Source organism: Bacillus sp. HMF5848, from assembly GCF_003944835.1.
GTDB lineage: Bacteria > Bacillota > Bacilli > Bacillales > HMF5848 > HMF5848.
This window is the reverse complement of record NZ_RWIV01000001.1, coordinates 105,001-125,342: the sequence shown is the minus strand read 5'-3', so window position 1 is coordinate 125,342 and position 20,342 is coordinate 105,001. Positions and strand designations below refer to the sequence as shown.

The 20,342-nt window shown below is 38.5% G+C and carries 23 protein-coding genes and 2 other annotated features (1 of these 25 running past the window's edge); all 23 genes read right to left on the bottom strand.

Annotated elements, in window-relative coordinates; genetic code table 11:
• Window positions 1–4: 4 nt before the first annotated feature.
• Entirely contained in the window at window positions 5–604 is a 600-nt protein-coding gene (locus EJF36_RS00625; protein ID WP_125904541.1) for a class I SAM-dependent methyltransferase, read from the bottom strand.
• Window positions 605–772: 168 nt separating this feature from the next.
• Complete coding sequence (gene rplL, locus EJF36_RS00620; RefSeq protein WP_125904540.1) at window positions 773–1,135, bottom strand: 50S ribosomal protein L7/L12; 363 nt, start codon at window positions 1,133–1,135, stop codon at window positions 773–775.
• Window positions 1,136–1,211: 76 nt separating this feature from the next.
• Window positions 1,212–1,712 carry a 50S ribosomal protein L10 gene (gene rplJ, locus EJF36_RS00615; protein WP_125904539.1) on the bottom strand — a complete coding sequence of 167 codons (501 nt, stop codon included), beginning with the start codon at window positions 1,710–1,712 and terminating at the stop codon, window positions 1,212–1,214.
• Between the two features lie 45 nt (window positions 1,713–1,757).
• Window positions 1,758–1,906: a sequence feature (ribosomal protein L10 leader region), on the bottom strand.
• A 50-nt stretch (window positions 1,907–1,956) separates the two neighbouring features.
• On the bottom strand, window positions 1,957–2,658 hold the full coding sequence (gene rplA / locus EJF36_RS00610) for a 50S ribosomal protein L1 (protein WP_125904538.1): 702 nt from the start codon (window positions 2,656–2,658) through the stop codon (window positions 1,957–1,959).
• A gap of 108 nt (window positions 2,659–2,766) precedes the next feature.
• Window positions 2,767–3,192: a 50S ribosomal protein L11 gene (gene rplK / locus EJF36_RS00605; RefSeq protein WP_143002985.1), complete on the bottom strand. Its 426-nt coding sequence runs from the start codon at window positions 3,190–3,192 to the stop codon at window positions 2,767–2,769.
• Between the two features lie 155 nt (window positions 3,193–3,347).
• Window positions 3,348–3,881, bottom strand: a complete 534-nt coding sequence (gene nusG, locus EJF36_RS00600) for a transcription termination/antitermination protein NusG (protein WP_125904536.1) — start codon at window positions 3,879–3,881, stop codon at window positions 3,348–3,350.
• A gap of 226 nt (window positions 3,882–4,107) precedes the next feature.
• Window positions 4,108–4,290, bottom strand: a complete 183-nt coding sequence (gene secE / locus EJF36_RS00595; protein WP_125904535.1) for a preprotein translocase subunit SecE — start codon at window positions 4,288–4,290, stop codon at window positions 4,108–4,110.
• A 43-nt stretch (window positions 4,291–4,333) separates the two neighbouring features.
• Entirely contained in the window at window positions 4,334–4,483 is a 150-nt protein-coding gene (gene rpmG / locus EJF36_RS00590; protein WP_125904534.1) for a 50S ribosomal protein L33, read from the bottom strand.
• 133 nt (window positions 4,484–4,616) lie between these two features.
• On the bottom strand, window positions 4,617–5,267 hold the full coding sequence (gene sigH, locus EJF36_RS00585) for an RNA polymerase sporulation sigma factor SigH (protein WP_125904533.1): 651 nt from the start codon (window positions 5,265–5,267) through the stop codon (window positions 4,617–4,619).
• 67 nt (window positions 5,268–5,334) lie between these two features.
• The gene (locus EJF36_RS00580; protein WP_125904532.1) at window positions 5,335–5,844 is read right to left on the bottom strand and encodes an NYN domain-containing protein; all 510 of its coding nucleotides are present in this window, start codon (window positions 5,842–5,844) and stop codon (window positions 5,335–5,337) included.
• A 5-nt stretch (window positions 5,845–5,849) separates the two neighbouring features.
• Window positions 5,850–6,599, bottom strand: a complete 750-nt coding sequence (gene rlmB / locus EJF36_RS00575) for a 23S rRNA (guanosine(2251)-2'-O)-methyltransferase RlmB (protein ID WP_125904531.1) — start codon at window positions 6,597–6,599, stop codon at window positions 5,850–5,852.
• A 3-nt stretch (window positions 6,600–6,602) separates the two neighbouring features.
• A complete protein-coding gene (locus EJF36_RS00570; RefSeq protein ID WP_125904530.1) occupies window positions 6,603–7,007 on the bottom strand; it encodes a Mini-ribonuclease 3 in 405 nt (134 codons plus the stop codon).
• A gap of 2 nt (window positions 7,008–7,009) precedes the next feature.
• The gene (cysS, locus tag EJF36_RS00565; protein ID WP_125904529.1) at window positions 7,010–8,407 is read right to left on the bottom strand and encodes a cysteine--tRNA ligase; all 1,398 of its coding nucleotides are present in this window, start codon (window positions 8,405–8,407) and stop codon (window positions 7,010–7,012) included.
• Window positions 8,388–9,047, bottom strand: a complete 660-nt coding sequence (gene cysE, locus EJF36_RS00560) for a serine O-acetyltransferase (RefSeq protein WP_125904528.1) — start codon at window positions 9,045–9,047, stop codon at window positions 8,388–8,390. Before cysE ends, cysS begins: the two co-directional genes overlap by 20 nt.
• A gap of 354 nt (window positions 9,048–9,401) precedes the next feature.
• Window positions 9,402–9,648: a binding site (T-box leader), on the bottom strand.
• A 34-nt stretch (window positions 9,649–9,682) separates the two neighbouring features.
• The gene (gene gltX, locus EJF36_RS00555; protein ID WP_125904527.1) at window positions 9,683–11,128 is read right to left on the bottom strand and encodes a glutamate--tRNA ligase; all 1,446 of its coding nucleotides are present in this window, start codon (window positions 11,126–11,128) and stop codon (window positions 9,683–9,685) included.
• 59 nt (window positions 11,129–11,187) lie between these two features.
• The gene (gene ispF / locus EJF36_RS00550) at window positions 11,188–11,664 is read right to left on the bottom strand and encodes a 2-C-methyl-D-erythritol 2,4-cyclodiphosphate synthase (RefSeq protein WP_125904526.1); all 477 of its coding nucleotides are present in this window, start codon (window positions 11,662–11,664) and stop codon (window positions 11,188–11,190) included.
• Window positions 11,665–11,707: 43 nt separating this feature from the next.
• Window positions 11,708–12,394: a 2-C-methyl-D-erythritol 4-phosphate cytidylyltransferase gene (gene ispD, locus EJF36_RS00545; protein ID WP_125904525.1), complete on the bottom strand. Its 687-nt coding sequence runs from the start codon at window positions 12,392–12,394 to the stop codon at window positions 11,708–11,710.
• 33 nt (window positions 12,395–12,427) lie between these two features.
• Window positions 12,428–13,513 carry a PIN/TRAM domain-containing protein gene (locus tag EJF36_RS00540; RefSeq protein WP_125904524.1) on the bottom strand — a complete coding sequence of 362 codons (1,086 nt, stop codon included), beginning with the start codon at window positions 13,511–13,513 and terminating at the stop codon, window positions 12,428–12,430.
• A gap of 144 nt (window positions 13,514–13,657) precedes the next feature.
• Window positions 13,658–14,731: a DNA integrity scanning diadenylate cyclase DisA gene (disA, locus tag EJF36_RS00535; protein ID WP_260471794.1), complete on the bottom strand. Its 1,074-nt coding sequence runs from the start codon at window positions 14,729–14,731 to the stop codon at window positions 13,658–13,660.
• Between the two features lie 2 nt (window positions 14,732–14,733).
• Window positions 14,734–16,113, bottom strand: coding sequence for a DNA repair protein RadA (gene radA, locus EJF36_RS00530; RefSeq protein WP_125904523.1), 1,380 nt, complete (start codon window positions 16,111–16,113; stop codon window positions 14,734–14,736).
• Window positions 16,114–16,280: 167 nt separating this feature from the next.
• The gene (gene clpC / locus EJF36_RS00525; protein WP_125904522.1) at window positions 16,281–18,719 is read right to left on the bottom strand and encodes an ATP-dependent protease ATP-binding subunit ClpC; all 2,439 of its coding nucleotides are present in this window, start codon (window positions 18,717–18,719) and stop codon (window positions 16,281–16,283) included.
• A gap of 23 nt (window positions 18,720–18,742) precedes the next feature.
• Complete coding sequence (locus EJF36_RS00520; RefSeq protein WP_125904521.1) at window positions 18,743–19,816, bottom strand: protein arginine kinase; 1,074 nt, start codon at window positions 19,814–19,816, stop codon at window positions 18,743–18,745.
• 2 nt (window positions 19,817–19,818) lie between these two features.
• Window positions 19,819–20,342, bottom strand: the 3' portion of a protein-coding gene (locus EJF36_RS00515) for a UvrB/UvrC motif-containing protein (protein ID WP_125904520.1). It continues 31 nt past the right edge of the window; only the last 524 of its 555 coding nucleotides appear in the window; its start codon lies beyond the right edge, outside the window; the stop codon is at window positions 19,819–19,821.

Genomic DNA, 20,342 nt, shown 5'->3' with positions numbered 1-20,342 from the left:
CTCGTCAAGATTTTTTTGCTCTGATGATGTAATATCCTTTTTGCTTCTCAACGATATCTACGCGTGAGAATAATTGTTTAAGTTTATCTATTGCAGAAGGAGCACCTTGTTTTTTTTGAATAACAACCCAAAGCTCTCCATCGGGCAACAAAGCGTCAAAGCTTTGCTCGAAAATCTTATGAACAACCTGCTTCCCAGCCCTAATAGGTGGGTTAGTTAATATAGAAGCAAAGTTATTTTCTACAGCACTCAAGGCATCACTCATATAAACCTTCACATTGCTAATTTGATTACTCTCCGCATTAATGGTAGCAAGCTCAACAGCTCTTTCATTAACATCTACCATGTGTACGATTCTATTTGGATTGTCTTTAGCAATTACTAACCCTATAGGACCATACCCGCAACCAACATCTAAGATCGGCCCCTCTATTTCCGCCACCTTAAACGCTTCTATTAAAACCCTCGAACCAAAATCTACTTCTTTTTTTGAAAACACACCGTTATCTACCGTGAATTTTAACGTATGACCTTTAAGCGAAAACACCCAAGATTGTCGATTACTTTCAACAGATGGACTATTTGTATAGTAGTGTTCGGTCATCTGCATCTCTCCTATATTGAAAAATACTTTCTGCACTAGCTTTATCATGTTTTATTGGTGTAATATTTGCAGGTTGAAGTAGAGGATTATATTGCAGCAGCCTAATAGCATTTCCTACATGTAGAAAAAAGCTCGCTAAATTAGCGAGCTTTTTTAATGTGACAATAATTACTTAACTTCTACGCCAGCGCCAACTTCTTCAAGCTTCGCTTTGATTTCTTCAGCTTCTTCTTTAGAAGCTCCTTCTTTAACTGCTTTTGGAGTGTTATCAACAAGTTCTTTAGCTTCTTTTAAGCCAAGACCAGTGATTTCACGAACAACTTTGATAACCTTAATTTTTTGACCACCAGCATTAGTAAGAACTACGTCAAATTCTGTTTGCTCTTCAGCAGCTGGAGCAGCAGCGCCACCCATTACAGCAACAGGAGCTGCAGCTGTTACACCAAATTCTTCTTCGATAGCTTTTACTAAGTCGTTTAATTCTAATACAGTCATATTTTTAACTGCTTCAATGATTTGTTCTTTAGTCATTTTGTATATCCTCCTTAAATTTTCAATAGTGTATTATTTTAAAGTCGTTCTTTTTTAAGCTGCGGATGCTATATTATTAAGCACCTTGTTCTTCTTTTTGGTCTGCAACTGCTTTTGTAGCAAGAGCAAGATTGCGGATTGGCGCTTGTAGAACGCTAAGCAACATAGAAAGTAAGCCTTCGCGTGATGGAAGTTCAGCAAGTGCCTTCACATCTTCTACTGAAGCTACGTTACCTTCTATAACACCTGCTTTAATTTCTAAAGCTTCGTGTTTTTTAGCAAAATCATTTAAGATTTTAGCAGGAGCGACAACGTCTTCTGTACTGAATGCGATCGCATTCGGGCCAGTTAACGCTTCGTTAAGTCCTTCAAGACCTGCTTCAGTTGCTGCACGGCGAGTCATTGTGTTTTTGTACACTTTAAACTCTACGCCAGCCTCACGAAGTTGTTTACGAAGTTCTGTCACTTCAGCAACGTTTAATCCACGGTAGTCAACAACAATCGTTGACACACTGCCTTTAAACTTATCAGAAATCTCTGCTACTGTCTGTTTCTTTAACTCGATTACGCTGCTCATTTGTACACCTCCTATATTTTTCAGGTAAAAATAAATCGTACCGGTCGGTGCATATAAAAACCCCCATGCCAACACGAACGCAGACATGGAGGAATAAGAAACAACAAACAAGTTGTCACAATATATACCTCGCACCTCGGTAGGGAATTAAGCCATGCGGCACCTACTGTCTACGGTACTATTAAAATCTATTTCAACACAACACGATTTATTATACGTGCTGTTGTCGCTAATGTCAATTTCCTTATTTTGCTACTACGAAAGTAGAAGCATCAACTTTCACACCAGGGCCCATAGTTGAAGTAACAGAAATGTTTCTCATATATGTGCCTTTTGCAGCTGACGGCTTAACTTTAAGCAATGTTTCAAAGATTGTTGTAAAGTTTTCAACAAGTTTTTGGTCGTCGAAAGAAACTTTGCCGATAGGTACATGAATGTTACCTGATTTATCAGCACGGTATTCAACTTTACCAGCTTTAATTTCATTCACTGCTTTCGTTACATCAAACGTAACTGTACCTGTTTTAGGGTTTGGCATTAAGCCTTTAGGTCCTAATACACGACCAAGCTTACCAACTTCACCCATCATGTCTGGAGTAGCTACGATTACATCAAAATCAAACCAACCTTGTTGGATTTTGTTGATATAGTCAGTATCTCCTACATAATCAGCGCCAGCAGCTTCAGCTTCTTTAGCTTTTTCACCTTTAGCAAATACTAATACACGTTGTGTTTTACCTGTACCATTCGGTAGTACAACTGCACCACGAATTTGTTGGTCAGCTTTCTTTACATCAATACCTAAACGGAACGCTACTTCTACAGTTGCATCAAATTTAGCTACACTTGTCTTTTTAACAAGTTCAATAGCTTCTTGAACAGAGTATGATTTTGTACGGTCTACAAGCTTGATAGCTTCAGCGTACTTTTTACCTCTTTTAGCCATTTTTATTTCCTCCTATATTGTGGTTTTAGCGGAATAACCTCCCACGTAACAAAAGGTTGCGAATAATGTCAAATGTATATTATCCGCAACCTCAAAGCTTTAGACTAATTAGTCTTCAATAACGATACCCATGCTACGCGCAGTACCTTCTACCATGCGCATTGCAGCTTCAACGCTTGCAGCGTTAAGATCTTGCATTTTTTGTTCAGCAATTTCACGTACTTTATCACGCTTAACTGTTGCAACCTTTTTCTTGTTTGGTTCACCAGAACCAGACTGGATACCAGCTACTACTTTTAGAAGAACAGCTGCAGGTGGAGTTTTCGTAATAAATGTAAATGAACGGTCTTCAAATACCGTAATCTCAACAGGAATAATTAGACCTGCTTGATCTGCTGTACGTGCATTAAACTCTTTACAGAATCCCATGATGTTAACACCCGCTTGACCTAGTGCAGGTCCTACTGGTGGTGCTGGGTTAGCTTTCCCTGCAGGGATTTGTAATTTTACCATTTTAATAACTTTTTTAGCCACGAGACACACCTCCTTAAAGTCCGTGATGTGGTAATAGGGTTTTTACCCTCCCACTCATTTTGTACAAGACATAAGCTGTTGTACAAAAGCTCGTCTCAACTAAAGTCGAGACATACACTCAAAGAATATTATCACTTTTTCATTACAATAGCAAGTTATATTTTTTCAACTTGAGAAAAATCAAGTTCAACTGGTGTTTCTCGACCAAACATATTTACTAGCACTTTAAGCTTATGCTTATCTTTATCTAATTCTTCTATTGAACCTGTAAAATTAGCAAACGGCCCTTCTTTAACACGAACAACCTGTTTAAGCTCAAAGTCAATTTCTACTTTTTTCTCATCCATTCCCATACGCTTTAAGATCACTTCTACTTCTTCTTTAAGCAATGGTGTTGGTTTAGAGCCAGAACCAGCGGAGCCAACAAACCCTGTCACCCCTGGTGTATTACGAACAACATACCAGGAATCATCTGTCATAACGATTTCAACAAGCACATAGCCTGGAAAAACCTTCTTTTTCATTACTTTACGCTTACCGTTCTTAATTTCTGTTTCTTCTTCTTCAGGCACCACTATTCTAAATATCTTATCTTGCATAGCCATCGATTCAACACGTTTTTCTAAGTTGGCTTTTACTTTATTTTCATATCCAGAATACGTGTGCACTACATACCAATTCTTTTCCATCCATGAGGACTATTCGTCCAACCCTCCCTAAACTCACATTTTTTTATGCATAGTTTTACTTTTTTCGAGTTCAGAACACATGCGTCATGAGGTTTATACTTGTTTTATCAGTAACCACTAGCCGTACTGTCTTACTCGTGTTTTTTTGACCAAATGAAAAAACCCGTGTAACCGGGCTCAATCGTCACTTTCTATTATCTACCATTATACCATAGCAAATAGGTTCTTATTCAATAACAAATCGAATTAATTCTGAAATTCCTAAATCAATAACGGCAAAAAATACAGCTACGAACGTAACAGTTGCTAATACAGTAATTGTGTAACGTGTTAACTCTTTACGTTTTGGCCAAGAAACCTTCTTCATCTCGCGTACAACTGCACGCAGAAAATTAATCATGCGTTTCATTCTAATACCCTCCGGAAACTATTACATAGATTACTGATCTATATTATTTTGATTCTTTATGGACTGTGTGAGCTTTACAAACCTTGCAGTATTTCTTAGTTTGTAGACGCTCATCCCTCACATCAAAACTCTTTGAAGTTGTATAGTTTCGACTTCCACAATCTTGACATGATAATACAATTTTTAGCGCCAAGATGAACACCGACCTATTTATTCTTTTTAACACCTTACAAAACTGTATCACAGAGGGTACAGGCTGTCAATAAGCTGCCAGTTAGAACAATATCATTATAGGTCGATATGTCAACTGCTCTATCATTATTATTCTATAAAGTGAGCTCGCGGATGGCTAGATATCTCTCTAGTTTACGCTTCACACGTTGTAGAGCATTATCAATTGATTTAACGTGACGATTAAGCTCTTCAGAAATTTCCTGGTATGATCTACCATCCAGATATAATGCTAAAACTTTTCGTTCTAGGTCACTTAATAATTCAACCATCTTTAGTTCTATATCATCAAACTCTTCTTGATTAATAATCAACTCTTCAGGATCTGTCACTTTCACGCCCGAAATAACATCTAGTAATGTTCGATCTGATTCCTCATCATAGATAGGCTTGTCCAAAGAAACATAGGAATTAAGAGGAATATGCTTTTGTCGGGTAGCAGTTTTTATGGCTGTAATAATCTGCCTCGTGATACATAATTCAGCGAACGCTTTGAAGCTTGTCAGCTTGTCCTCTTTAAAATCACGTATCGCTTTATACAGACCGATCATGCCTTCTTGAACTATATCTTCCCGATCGGCACCGATTAAAAAATAAGACCTGGCCTTAGCACGAACGAAATTACGATATTTATGAATTAAATAGTCTAGCGCTTCACTATCACCATTATGAACAAATTCAACAATTTCTTCATCTTCAATTTGTTCAAATCGTTGGCTTGGCTTTCTCTGGCTGTTAGAAGTCACGCCGATCCCCCCGACCACACACCTAGATAGAAATATTATACAGTAGAGTGCGCCTCGACGCAACCGCTTACCGTTCCCCCCTCCGCCACTTTTCAAAGGTTTTAGCGATATCATCTGATAAAGGAATTGTTGAACGAGGTTTTTTTTCAACAGACTTCTGGACATTTTTTGAAATATTCCGTTCAATTTCTCGCATCTCTGTAAGTAGTTCACGTGCCGACTTTCTTAGTGCGCCCTGCGAGAATATCGTTGTCTGTTCTGTAAAATCTGAAGTCGCAACATGAATCCTTGTGCGACGATTTATTAATTCCTTTGCTAATTTTTCAATTCGTTCATCAGCTGTCTCATTTTCACGAGTATAAATTACATCGACTTGATGCTTTGTTAATTTTTTTTCAATTCCTTTCACAAGGTGCGCATCAAAGACAATGATTACTCGAAAGCCCGTATACGCTTTATACTCTGCCATTTTGTCGATAAGTATTTCGCGTGCGGAAGCTAGATCGGTATCTTTTTTCGCCCTAAGCTCAGGCCATGCCCCAATCACGTTGTAGCCATCCACAAGCAGTATGTCCATAACGTTTACTCTCCTAAGGAGTGACGTTTACGGAACACTTCGTACATTAACAAGCCTGCTGCGACAGACGCATTTAACGATGTGACCTTTCCGACCATAGGCAAAGATACTAAGAAGTCACATTTTTCTTTTACAAGGCGACTCATACCTTTACCTTCACTACCTATAACTAAGCCAATCGCCATAGCTCCATCAAGATTTCGATAGTCGTCACGTCCTGACGCATCTGTCCCAACAATCCATAACCCTAGATCCTTTAACTCATCAAGGGTGCGGGACAAATTCGTTACTCTTGCTACTGGAACATATTCAATTGCCCCTGTTGATGCTTTCGCTACAGTAGATGTAAGACCTACTGATCTACGCTTAGGAATAATTATCCCATGTGCACCAACAGCATCACACGTTCTTAATATAGAGCCTAAATTGTGAGGATCCTCAAGTTCATCTAATATAATAACAAAAGGCTGCTCTTCTCTTGATTTAGCGAGTTGTATAATATCATCGAGTTCAGCATATTGATAAGCTGCTACTTGAGCAACAACCCCTTGATGCGTTCCCTCAACCATTTGATCAATTTTTTTTCGAGGTACGTATTGTAACAGAACGCCCGCTTGTTTAGATAGCTGAATAATTGGCTGCATTCCTGCTTTTTGCGCTCCTTCAGCAATCCAAACTTTATGTACAGGACGCTCCGATTTCAACGCCTCAAGTACAGCATTCTTCCCCATTATAAATTCCTGTTCATGAGCCATATGTTACCCCTCCTTTCTTCCTTCAATAATCTGCACAGATTTTATCATTAATTCCTCTAACCTATCCGTCTGTTTAATTAAATAAAGATAGCCTATCAAAGATTCAAAGCCTGTTGCAACCTTATACGTTACTACATCAGTATTTTTCGGTGTAGTATGACTTTTAGCATTACGTCCACGACGAACTACAGCTTCTTCCTCATCTGATAATATAGTTTGCTCTAGCATCTCTCGTATAATAAACGCTTGTGCTTTAGCAGACACATATTGCTTTGCTTTTTGATGTAACTGTTGAGGTTTAACCGCCCCAGTTTCAAGGAGATGATGCCGTATGAAAACTTCATAGACGGCATCCCCCATATAAGCTAAAGCTAAAGCATTGAGCATCTTTGTATCTATTTTTGACATAACTACCCCCGCTTCCATCTAGTACCTTGAGGCGTATCCTCAAGAATTATATTGCGGGCCTTTAACTCATCCCGAATTTCATCAGAAAGAGCAAAGTCACGATTTTTCCGTGCCTCATTCCTCTTTTCAATTAGTGCTTCTATATCCTCATCGAGGAGCTCTTCTGTATCTATTTCAATACCAAGAACAATTAGTAATGCTTCAAACTGATCAAGAAATGCTTCAATTATCTGTTCAGATGTGTTTTGCTCTTGTAAATACAAATTTGCTTGTTTTGCAAAATCAAATAAAACAGATATTGCATTCGCTGTATTAAAGTCATCATCCATTTCGCGAATAAAGGTGTCACGAAGATCGTGAATAACTTTTAGCCATTGTTCATCATCATGTGTTAAGTTTGCACAACTTCCTAGGCGGTGTTTTAAATTTTGATACGCTGTTTGAATACGTTCAAAGCCATTTTGTGAACTATCTAAAAGCTCAGTATTATAATTAATAGGATGACGATAATGAACACTTAACATGAAGAAGCGAAGTACCCGTGGGTCATATTGCTTGATTACATCATGGGCAAGAACGAAATTGCCCAAGGACTTAGACATTTTTTCATTATCAATATTTAAGTAACCATTATGCATCCAGTAGTTGGCGAACGGCCTCCCTGTTAATGCTTCAGATTGAGCAATTTCATTTTCATGATGCGGGAATGTTAAATCCTGTCCGCCAGCATGAATGTCAATTGTATCCCCTAAATATTTACGTGCCATAGCAGAGCATTCGATATGCCAGCCTGGACGTCCATTCCCCCAAGGGCTTTCCCAATAGATTTCTCCTTCTTTGGCTGCCTTCCATAAAGCAAAATCTAAAGCATCTTGCTTTTTCTCACCAACGTCAATACGCGCACCCACTTTTAATTCGTCAATCGACTGATGAGATAGTTTACCATATGATTCAAAATGGCGAGTTTTATAATACACATCGCCTCCCGACTCATATGCAAATCCTTTCTCAATTAGCGTCTGAATAAAGCTAACTATGATATCCATGTGCTCCATAACCCGTGGATGTACATCAGCTTTCCGGCATCCTAGTGCAGATGTATCTTCATAATAAGCTTCAATAAATCGATCTGCTACCTGAGGGACTGTCTCACCCAGCTCATTTGCAGCACGTATTAGCTTATCATCCACATCTGTAAAATTAGAAACGTATTGTACATCATACCCTCTATACTCAAGATAATTACGTACTGTATCAAATACGATTGCAGCACGCGCATTACCGATATGAATATAATTGTAAACTGTTGGACCACAGACATACATTTTTACTTTACCCTCTTCTATCGGGATAAATGGCTCTTTTTTTCTAGTTAACGTATTATAAATTTGAATTGTCATCTGTACTACCTCCTTTTAAAGCTTCAAGCTCACTTCTTAGCATTTGAATCTCTTCATCCATCGCTTTTAACCGATCTCCTACAGGATTAGGTAAATCACCATGATTGAGATTTTTTATTTTCACTCCATTTTGAATGACGACTTGGCCAGGTATTCCTACAACAGTTGAGTTTTCAGGGACATCCTTTAAAACCACAGAGCCTGCACCGATCTTTGAATTTGCCCCAACTGTGATGGAGCCAAGGACTTTTGCGCCGCTAGCAATTAACACATTGTCTTTAATTGTTGGGTGACGTTTGCCTTTTTCTTTGCCCGTACCACCTAATGTAACACCTTGATATATAGTTACATTATCACCAATTTCACACGTTTCACCTATCACAATACCCATACCATGGTCAATAAAAAAACGACGACCTATTTGTGCACCTGGGTGAATCTCTATCCCGGTAAAAAAGCGACTAACCTGCGATATAAGGCGTGCAACAAAAAATAATTTATGTTTATAAAACCAATGTGCCATACGGTGAGACCACAGTGCATGTAATCCTGAGTATGTCAACATAACCTCAAAATAGCTTCTTGCAGCTGGATCTTGCTCAAAAATAACCTCAATATCTTCCTTAAGTTTTTTTAGCAATGATGTCCCCCCTTTTAATAAAAAGCACTGAATTAGGTAGCTTAGTGAAGAAAAGCGCAAGGCGCCCGCCTAACGGCAACAAGCACAAGACGAGCGTATCGGAAACCCCGACTTCCAGAGGCGATTGCCCTTATGTCCAAGGAAAAATTGATTTGTATTTTCCCCTTGAGCTGTTGGCGCCTGAAGCTAGACACTGATCTAGGTTAAAAATTTTTACTTTCTTAACGTTAAAAACACCTGTCTCATAGAACTGATCACAATGACTATATAGACTCTCTAGACAACAGTATCTTTGTGTAACACTTATATCTTTCTTTTCCAAGATACAAAAAAAGCGCCTCTACGTGCCATGCACACAGAGACGCTTTCATTCGCGCGGTTCCACTCTGTTTGGACAAAGAAAAGCAAAGCGAGCTTGAAAAGCTTGTTGTCCCAACTTAATTTGATAACGGGAAATCCCGCTTTTGCTTACTAGTAATCCTCGTTCAGCAAAAGACTCAGAGGGGCATTTCAAAAAGGTGTGCTTAAACCACTTTCAGCCTGTGGTGGTTTTCTCTAAAAAAGCTATCCCTTTTTTACTCGTCCTCTTCAACGTTCGTATATATAACATACTATATTACATTTTAAGCAATTTGTTAACTAAGCAATTTGCTCATTCGATTAATAACATTTTCCTTACCTAATAATGCAATAGATTTCATAAGGTCTGGTCCATGCATTTGCCCAGTTGCCGCTATTCGTATTGGCATGAATAGATTTTTGCCCTTTTGGCCCGTTTGCTTTTGTACGTTCTTTACCGCTGCTTTTATATTATCCGCTTCGAAGCTCTCAAGACTTTCTAATTCTTTTATAAGTGCTTCTAAGATAACTGGAACTTGCTCGCCTTCAATAACCTCTTTTGACTCTTCGTCAAAAGATAACTCATCTTTAAAGAAAACATCAGACAATTCCACTATTTCAGCTGCAAAACTCATTTTTTCTTGGTACAACTCAATTAGTTCGCGGGCCCATTGTTCCGTTTTCCCTTCAAGAAGCCCAGCTCTTTCTAAATGAGGCATAGTGAGTTCAATTAGTCTATCAAGATCACAGCTTTTCACATACTGATTGTTCATCCAAGTTAGCTTTTGGCGATCAAAAACAGCTGGAGATTTAGAAAGTCGTTTCACATCAAAAATTGATACGAATTCATCTTTTGTAAAAATTTCTTGTTCTCCACCAGGTGACCAGCCTAGAAGCGCAATAAAATTGAATAATGCCTCCGGTAAGTACCCTAGCTCTTCGTATTGCTCAATAAACTGAATAATTGTTTCGTCACGCTTTGAAAGCTTTTTCTTATCTTCGTTTACAATAAGAGTCATATGACCAAACTGTGGCGCATCCCAACCTAGCGCTTCATAAATCATAAGCTGCTTCGGTGTATTTGAAATGTGATCATCCCCACGTAAAACGTGTGATATTTTCATTAAATGATCATCCACTGCCACAGCAAAGTTATATGTCGGCATGCCATCTTTTTTTACAATAACCCAATCACCGATTCCGTCTGATTCAAAAGAAACATCACCTTTGACAAGGTCATTAAAACTATATATTCTTCCTGCTGGCACTTTAAAACGAATACTTGCTTGACGACCTTCTGCTTGCTTAGCTTCTTGTTCGGACACAGTTAGGCTACAACACTTTTTAGAATAAGCTGGTGTTTGACCTTTAGCCAGTTGTTCCTCACGTTCTTTTTCAAGTTCCTCTTCCGTACAATAACACTTATACGCTAAGCCTTTTTCTAGTAGCTCTTCATAGTATTGTTTGTAGATAGGTAGTCGCTCGGATTGACGATACGGGCCATATTCTCCACCTACATCAACACTTTCATCCCATTCCATGCCTAACCATTTCAAGTATTTTAATTGACTCTCTTCGCCGCCTTCGATATTTCGCTTTTGATCTGTATCTTCAATACGAATAACAAAAGTGCCGTTTTGGCTGCGAGCAAATAAGTAGTTAAATAATGCTGTGCGCGCATTTCCTATATGTAAATGCCCAGTTGGACTTGGGGCATATCTTACACGAATCTCATTTGACATAGTTGTCCCTCCATACGTTAAGTAACAATCTATATTGTACATGAAACAGCTTTTGTTCGCTATTGTTTCATTAGCAATACAGTTGCTTGTGATGCAATCCCTTCTTCACGGCCCGTAAACCCTAATTTTTCTGTCGTAGTTGCCTTCACATTTACTTGTTCAGTAGAGGCCTCAAGAATATTAGCAATCACTTCGCGCATTTCCTCTATATATGGTGCCATTTTAGGCTTTTGAGCAATAATAACACAATCAATATTACCTAAAGTATACCCTTTTTTCTTTACAATCTGCCAAACATGTGTAAGTAACTCCTTTGAGTCGGCATCTTTATAAGCCGCATCCGTATCTGGGAAATGCTTCCCTATATCACCTTCTGCGATGGCTCCTAAACAAGCGTCAGCAATAGTATGTAATAGAACATCTGCATCAGAATGTCCTAACAGTCCTTTTTCATGAGGAATTGTTATGCCACCTATTATTAGTGGTCTACCTTCTACCAATTGATGAACATCGTAGCCTTGCCCAATTCTAAACATAGTATCCTCTCCTTATAACACATCCGACCTTTTTCACTCTCTACTACCACTCTGCTAAGATGGCATTGGCATAGAGCATATCCTCAGGTGTAGTGAGCTTAATATTTCTATAATCACCTTCTACTATTTTAACTGCCTGTCCCAGCTTTTCAACTAGACTAGCATCATCTGTACCTACATAATTTGTATCCTCAGCTTGTTGATGTGCTGAAAAAAGCAATGGCATGTGAAAAGCTTGTGGCGTCTGAATAGCCCACAAGCTTGATCTTTCCAATGTTTCGATCACAGCATGATCTTTGACTCGTTTAATAGTATCCTTTACTGGAACAGCAACAGTGGCAGCTCCATTTCGCTCCGCTACTTGAACTAGATTGTTTAGCATTGACTGTGTAACGAAGGGTCGCGCACCATCATGTACAAGAACCAATGTGCTATTTGTTATGTCCTGCAATGCTTTTAAACCATTCCACACACTGTTCTGCCGCTCTTTCCCCCCAGATACTATAGCCTTTACTTTAGTAATATTATATTCGATGATTAAATCTTGAATTTGCTGTTTTTCAGCTTTATTACAAACAATAATGACTCCTGCACAGTTATCGGCTTTTTCAAAAATTGATAAAGTATGAATAATAACAGGCTTGTCATTCAGTAAAATAAATTGCTTGTTTTTCCCAGCCTTCATGCGTGTTCCTTGCCCCGCTGCTGGTATAATTACATGATACTCCATCGTTACGCTCCTAAAATTGCTTTACATAGAATATTATAAAGCCTTTTCCAATAGTTTTGGCTTTGCAAAAATCATGCGTCCTGCAGATGTTTGTAGAACACTTGTCACTAACACATCAATTCTTTTTCCAATATAATCTCGACCATCTTCTACTACAATCATCGTACCATCATCTAGATAAGCAATTCCTTGATTATGCTCTTTACCATCTTTAATAACTTGTACATTCATTTCTTCTCCAGGTAAGACAACAGGCTTAACCGCATTGGCTAAATCATTAATATTTAAAACGCCCACTCCCTGAAGCTCACATACTTTATTTAAATTAAAGTCATTAGTTACAACAGCACCTTGTAATAGCTTAGCAAGTTTTACAAGCTTGCTATCTACTTCTTGAATGTCTTCAAAATCACCTTCATATATTTCAACATTCACAGCTAGTTCTTTTTGAATTCGATTTAAAATATCTAACCCGCGTCGCCCTCGATTTCGCTTTAGTACATCAGATGAGTCAGCAATATGCTGAAGTTCTTCTAATACAAATTGAGGAATAACAATCGTACCATCTAAAAAGCCGGTTTGGCATATATCCGCAATGCGACCATCAATAATCACACTCGTATCTAGTATTTTCATCGTTCTATCGATGCGGTCTTCATCATTACCTCGTTTTTTGGAAGACTTATTAGCAGGTGTAAAAAGCTGAAGTAATTCATCTCGCTTTTTGAAGCCTACTTGAAACCCTAAATACCCTAATAATACCGTTAATGCTAAAGGAACTACTGTATTGAGTACTTGGAACGGAATACTTCTTAATGGGATTACAAACAAATATGCGACTATTAATCCTAACACTAAACCTAAGCTTCCAAATATAACGTCTGTAACTGGTGCCTTAATTAATATCTCCTCAAGCCAATGAACGAAATTCACGACATAATCAACAAGCCAAAATGTAATAACAAAAAATATAATAGCTCCTAAGACTGCTGATGTATAGGGATTATCAATGAAAGCATACTGATCAAAGTTTAAAATTCTCATTAGATCAGGTATGAAAAATATCCCTAACATCGTACCAACAATTAAGAAAAACAACTGAACAATCCTTTTTAACAAATATGGTCACCTCCTTTTAGTCAGTATGTTACATTTTTTTGCAATTGAAACATCATTTTTATGAAAATCATTTGAATTTATTTACATAAACTCAGCGTATCACCAAGCCACATAACAGTCAACGAAACAAACTCCCTATATTTTTTACAATCTTCTATCGATAGATAGCTGTTGATGAATTCTTTTTAGTCCTTCTTGTATCTTTCGAGCTCGTATTTCTCCAATACCTTCAACTTCATCTAATTCATTTACGGATGCGTCTACAATATGTTTCAAATTTTTAAATGACTGAACTAAATTCTCGATAATGATCGTTGGAAGCCTTGGGATTTTATGGAGAACTCGGTAACCTCTTGGAAATATACTATCCTCCACATCCGTATGAATAGGATACCCTAGCAATCTCATGAGTATATTATCATTTAGTAAATCATTGTTTGATAACTCTTGTAATTGTGCCATTTGAGTCATCACATCAATATCATCACTACTACAATAGTCTTTAATAAGTAAGGCTGCTTCTTTTTCTACATCGTGTAACAGTTCATCCATCTGAAGGCAAATCAAACGTCCTTCCGTTCCAAGTTCATTTACGTATCCTTCTATTTCATTTTTAATCCGAAGAACCATTTCAATTCGATGCAATACTTGTAATACTTCTGTGTATGTGACAAGATTCTCGAACTCAAGAGCTCCTAAAGTTACAAATGACTGGTCTAGCACCAGCTTATATTTGTCTAATGTTTGCAGAGCTTGGTTTGCTTTTGTTAAAATAACTCCCATCTCACGTAGAGCATAGCGAAACTCGTTTTTATATACCGTTATAACGTTACGTCTTTGTGAGATAGCTATGACGAGTTTATTTGTTTGCTTAGCAGTTCGTTCTGCTGTTCTGTGGCGCATCCCTGTTTCCGTGGATAAGATAGAGGGGTCTGGAACTAACTGAGCATTTGCATATAAAATTTTCGTCCCTTGGTCATTTAGAATTATGGCACCATCCATTTTTGCAAGCTCATAGAGGGATGCGGGGGTAAAGTGACAGTTTATATAAAACCCTCCGTCAACAATAGCCTTCACCTTATCGTTATATCCTACAACAATTAATCCACCTGTCTTGGCACGTAGTACATTATCAATACCCGCTCGAATTTGTGAACCTGGTGAAATAAATTGTAAAATATCACGAAGCTCTTTATCATTCACCATTAATTCAGTCATCATTAGCCTCCTAAAGCATATTGGAGGGCTTCCGGTACAGTATCGACACCTATAACTTCTATGCCTGCAGGTACCTCCCAGCCTCCTAAATTCTTTTTCGGCAAAATAACTCTTTTAAAACCGAGCTTTTTTGCCTCAATCACACGCTGCTCTATACGAGAGACCCGGCGAATCTCACCTGTTAATCCTACCTCACCTACAATAACATCCGTTGGGTTCGTAGGCTTATCACGGAAGCTTGAGGCAATACTAACAACAATGGATAAATCGATAGCCGGTTCATCAATTCTTACACCACCAGCTACTTTTAAATATGCATCATGATTCTGTAACAGCATACCTACACGTTTTTCTAAGACAGCCATTAATAAAGATACCCGATTATGGTCTATTCCTGTTGCCATTCGCTTTGGATTACCAAAACTACTAGGGGAAATAAGTGCTTGAATTTCAACAAGTACAGGTCTTGTACCCTCCATTGATGCCACGACTGTTGATCCAGATGCACCTTGCGACCTCTCTTCAAGGAAAATTTCTGACGGATTTGTTACTTCCTCCAAACCTGATTCTTTCATTTCAAAAATACCAAGCTCATTCGTAGAACCAAAACGATTTTTTACAGCACGTAAAATACGATACGTATGATGTCGTTCTCCTTCAAAGTACAGGACAGTATCAACCATATGCTCAAGTATACGTGGTCCGGCAATCGCACCTTCCTTCGTAACGTGCCCTACGATAAAAACAGCAATTCCCCTAGTTTTTGCTATTTGCATTAATTCAGCCGTACATTCCCTAACTTGTGAGACACTGCCTGGTGCACTTGTGACTTCAGGATGATAAATAGTTTGGATTGAATCGATAATCACAAAAGAGGGTTTGGTTTCGTCAATCCAATCTTTAATATTCCCTAAATCCGTTTCTGCTAAAACATATAAATGTGGGGTAATAACACCTAAGCGTTCCGCACGCATTTTTGTTTGCTTAATAGATTCTTCTCCAGATATATACAAGACCTTTTGCTGATCACCTCTTGCTAATTGAGCAGAAACTTGCAATAGCAATGTAGATTTACCAATTCCAGGGTCCCCTCCAATTAGCGTTAAAGATCCTCGAACTATTCCACCGCCAAGTACACGGTTAAACTCTGCTAATTGTGTTAAAAATCTTGGTTCTTCTGATGTTTCTATAGATGGTAATGCTTCAGGTTTTGATTTAACATCATGTGCAGTATGCAAAAAGGCTCCTCTTTTCCCTTGACTAGCAGGTTCCCTTTCTTCTGTCATTGAGTTCCAACTGCCACATCCTGGGCATTTCCCCATCCATTTTGCTGATTCATATCCACACGATTGGCAGATGAATTTTGTTTTACGCTTTGCCATATCAAAATAGTCCTTTCTGTATGTATATTGATTATTTTAGGACATCATGCCTATTAAGCTTGGCCTGTTTTTATTTCTAACACACCATATCTCCATACTAAAATAATAGCGAGTCTTTATTATATAGATAATAGGGTACGCATAGTCACGCGTACCCTAAAAAATTATTATTGTTTGATTTTTTCTGCTGGCTTTACGACAAACTCTCCATCGACTATGTCCATATGCACTTGCTGACCTTTTTCTATCGTACCTTTTAAAAGTTCCTCAGATAAGCGGTCTTCTACGTGTTTTTGAATAGCACGACGTAACGGTCTCGCTCCATACTCAGGGTCATATCCCTCTTCAGCTAATTTTTCTTTTGCTGTGTCTGATAAGACTAAATCAATATGATGCTCTTTTAAACGCTTAGTTAGATGATCTAACAGTAAAGTTATAATGTCTTTAAGATGCTTTTTCTCTAACGAGTGGAATACAATCATCTCATCTATACGATTAAGGAATTCAGGCCGGAATGCTTTTTTCAATTCATCGAGAACTTTCTTTTTCATATCTTTGTAATCTTGATCTTCGTCTTGTACATTAAAACCAACATATTTATTACGCTTCAAGGTCGATGCGCCTACGTTAGATGTCATAATAAGGATTGTGTTACGGAAATCAACCGTTCTTCCTTTTGAATCCGTTAGACGACCATCTTCAAGTACTTGTAGTAAAATATTAAACACATCAGGATGTGCCTTCTCAATCTCATCTAGCAACACAACAGAGTAAGGTTTACGACGAACCTTTTCTGTTAGCTGTCCACCTTCCTCATATCCTACATAACCAGGAGGCGAACCAACTAGGCGCGATGTTGAATGTTTCTCCATATATTCCGACATATCTATGCGGATCATGGCATCTTCGTCTCCAAAAATAGATTCAGCCAAAGCCCTTGCTAATTCTGTTTTACCTACACCGGTTGGACCTAGGAATATAAATGAGCCGATTGGACGTTTAGGGTCTTTTAAGCCTGCACGTGCACGGCGAACAGCCTTCGCAACAGCTTTAACAGCTTCTTCTTGACCAATTACACGTGAATGAAGAATAGATTCCATGTTAAGTAGCTTTGCTGTTTCTGTTTCAGCTAATTTTGATACAGGAATCCCCGTCCAGCTTGATACAACACGTGCAATGTCTTCTACTGTTACTTCTGAGTTTTCTTTTCCTTGTTTTTCTTTCCAAGTGTTTTTTGTTTCCTCTAATTGCTCACGTAGCTTCTGCTCCATATCACGAAGACTTGCTGCTTTTTCAAACTCTTGACTTTGAACAGCGGCATCCTTTTCTTTACGTACTTCCTCAAGTTTTTGTTCTAATTCTTTTAAGTTAGGTGGTGTTGTGTAAGAACGAAGTCTAACCTTTGACCCTGCCTCATCAATTAAATCGATTGCTTTATCCGGTAAAAACCTGTCTGAGATGTATCGGTCAGATAACTTAACAGCAGCATCAATCGCTTCATCTGTAATAGAAACACGGTGATGAGCCTCGTATCGATCACGCAATCCTTTCAGAATTTGCACTGATTCTTCCATATTTGGCTCATCCACTTGGATAGGTTGGAAACGTCTCTCAAGGGCTGCATCCTTCTCAATATACTTACGATATTCATCTAAAGTTGTAGCACCAATACACTGTAGTTCACCACGTGCAAGAGATGGCTTTAATATATTTGATGCGTCGATAGCACCCTCTGCCCCACCTGCTCCAATCAGTGTGTGCAATTCATCAATAAACAGTATAATGTTACCTGCTTGTCGGATTTCATCCATTACCTTTTTCAGACGGTCCTCAAACTCACCGCGATATTTTGTACCTGCTACAACCGTCCCCATATCTAAAGTCATCACACGCTTATCTCGCAAAGTTTCAGGTACTTCATTATTAACAATTTGTTGAGCTAAGCCTTCAGCAATTGCTGTTTTCCCGACTCCAGGCTCCCCAATTAGAACAGGGTTATTTTTTGTTCGTCTAGAAAGTACTTCAATGACACGTTGAATCTCTTTACTACGCCCAATAACAGGGTCTAAAGAACCTTCCCTCGCGATAGCTGTTAAATCACGTGCCAAACTATCTAAAGTAGGTGTGTTTGCAGCTGCCTGAGAGCCACCTTGATGATTCACACCAGACTCATTGCTACCTAAAAGCTGTAACACCTGTTGACGGGCTTTGTTTAGACTGACTCCCAAATTATTTAAAACACGAGCGGCAACCCCTTCACCCTCGCGAATTAAGCCTAATAAAATATGCTCAGTTCCTACATAAGAGTGTCCAAGCTTTCTCGCCTCATCCATTGATAGCTCAATAACCTTTTTAGCTCTCGGAGTATAATGGATTGTTTGTGTTTTTTCATGACCACGACCGATTAGCGCTTCAACCTCTTCTTGAATTTTGTCAATGCCAAGGCCTAATGCTGCTAAAGCTTTAGCAGCAATACCCTCACCTTCACGAGTTAATCCTAGCAAAATATGTTCAGTACCAATATTATTATGACCTAATCTAACAGCCTCTTCTTGAGCAAGGGCTAACACCTTTTGTGCGCGCTCTGTAAAGCGTCCAAACATCATAACGTGAACCTCCCTGACCTATTTTATTTATGTTCCTCTAGCTTAAATCTCTCTCGTATGAGGGTTGCCCGCCTTATGTCCCTATCGTGCGGTTTGAGTGGACCTCCTGCATACTGCTGTAAAAATCCTGGCTGCGTTAAAATCATTAGTTCATTTAGAATATTTCGTGATATGTCTTTAATAAAGCCTAAATCAATACCGAGTCGAACATCTGACAAACATTGCGCAGCTTCCTTAGTCTCTATGATACGACTGTGCGCTAATGTACCATAAGAACGAAACACTCTGTCTTCTAATTGTATGCCAGACGTCTTAACTAATGCTTCTCTTGCTTGGCGTTCTTGTGAAATTAGCTGTGTAACAACACTTTCTAGATCGCCTACAATATCTTCCTCTGATTTTCCTAAAGTGATTTGGTTTGATATTTGAAAAATATTACCAAGTGCTTCACTACCCTCACCATAAATACCACGAACAACTAAACCAAGTTGATTAATGGCTGGCACAATACGATTCAATTGTTGGGTCAATACCAAGGCTGGTAAATGCATCATAACAGACGCTCGAAGCCCCGTACCAACATTTGTAGGACAGCTAGTTAAATATCCTCTTTCCTCATCAAATGCGAAATCGACTTTTGCTTCTATAGAATTATCTAACTGGTTAGCAGCGTATAGTGCTTCAGTTAGTTGGTACCCTGGGAATAAGCACTGAATTCGTATATGGTCTTCTTCATTAATCATAATACTAACTTCTTCATTTTCAGATAGTATGCAAGCACCGAAAGCTGCATCTTCAGCAAGTGTAGGACTAATTAAATGCTTTTCTACCAATACACGCTTTTCAATTGTTTGTAAATCATCCATCTTTAGCAATTCAAAACTACCGAAATGCTCAGGAAACGGTTTTGTATTTAATATTGCATGAAAATTTTCAACAATATCCCGGGCTTCTTCGTGAGAGAAGACAGTAGGAAATAGATAGCTTTTTAAGTTACGAGCAAGACGTATGCGACTACTTAATACAATGTCTGAATCAGGACCTTCCTGACTCATCCATGAACTTACCGCTTTATTCATAAAACGTTCAAGGGACATAATTATATATCCTCCCCTCTATTAGTTTTCAGACGCCTTTCAATAGTACGTATTTTATCGCGAACCTCTGCTGCTAGCTCGAACTCTTCTCGCTGTATATGATTTTGTAAGCTTTGTTTCAAATTATCTAGCTCTTTACGTAAATGAAGTGTACCACCTATGCGAGTTGGTATTTTACCTCCGTGATATGTATTCCCACTATGAAGGCGCCTCAAAATAGGTGAAAGCTGTTCACTAAACGTACTGTAGCACTGCGAACAACCAAAGCGACCAACCTTTTTAAACTGCTGAAAAGTCATTTTACACCGATCACATTGAAGTACTTCTTTTGATTCAAACGCATTATGTTGCGTTTGATTGTCTGAAACTGGTGGTTCCATGTTAAGTAAACCTGCTAATAAATTATGGATTGAGAAATCGGCACTACCAGGAAACATAAACATGTCTCCCTTGTCATGTGCACACTGCTCGCATAGATGAACTTCTGTCTTTTCACCATTTACAATTTTGGTAAAATGAAGTGTTG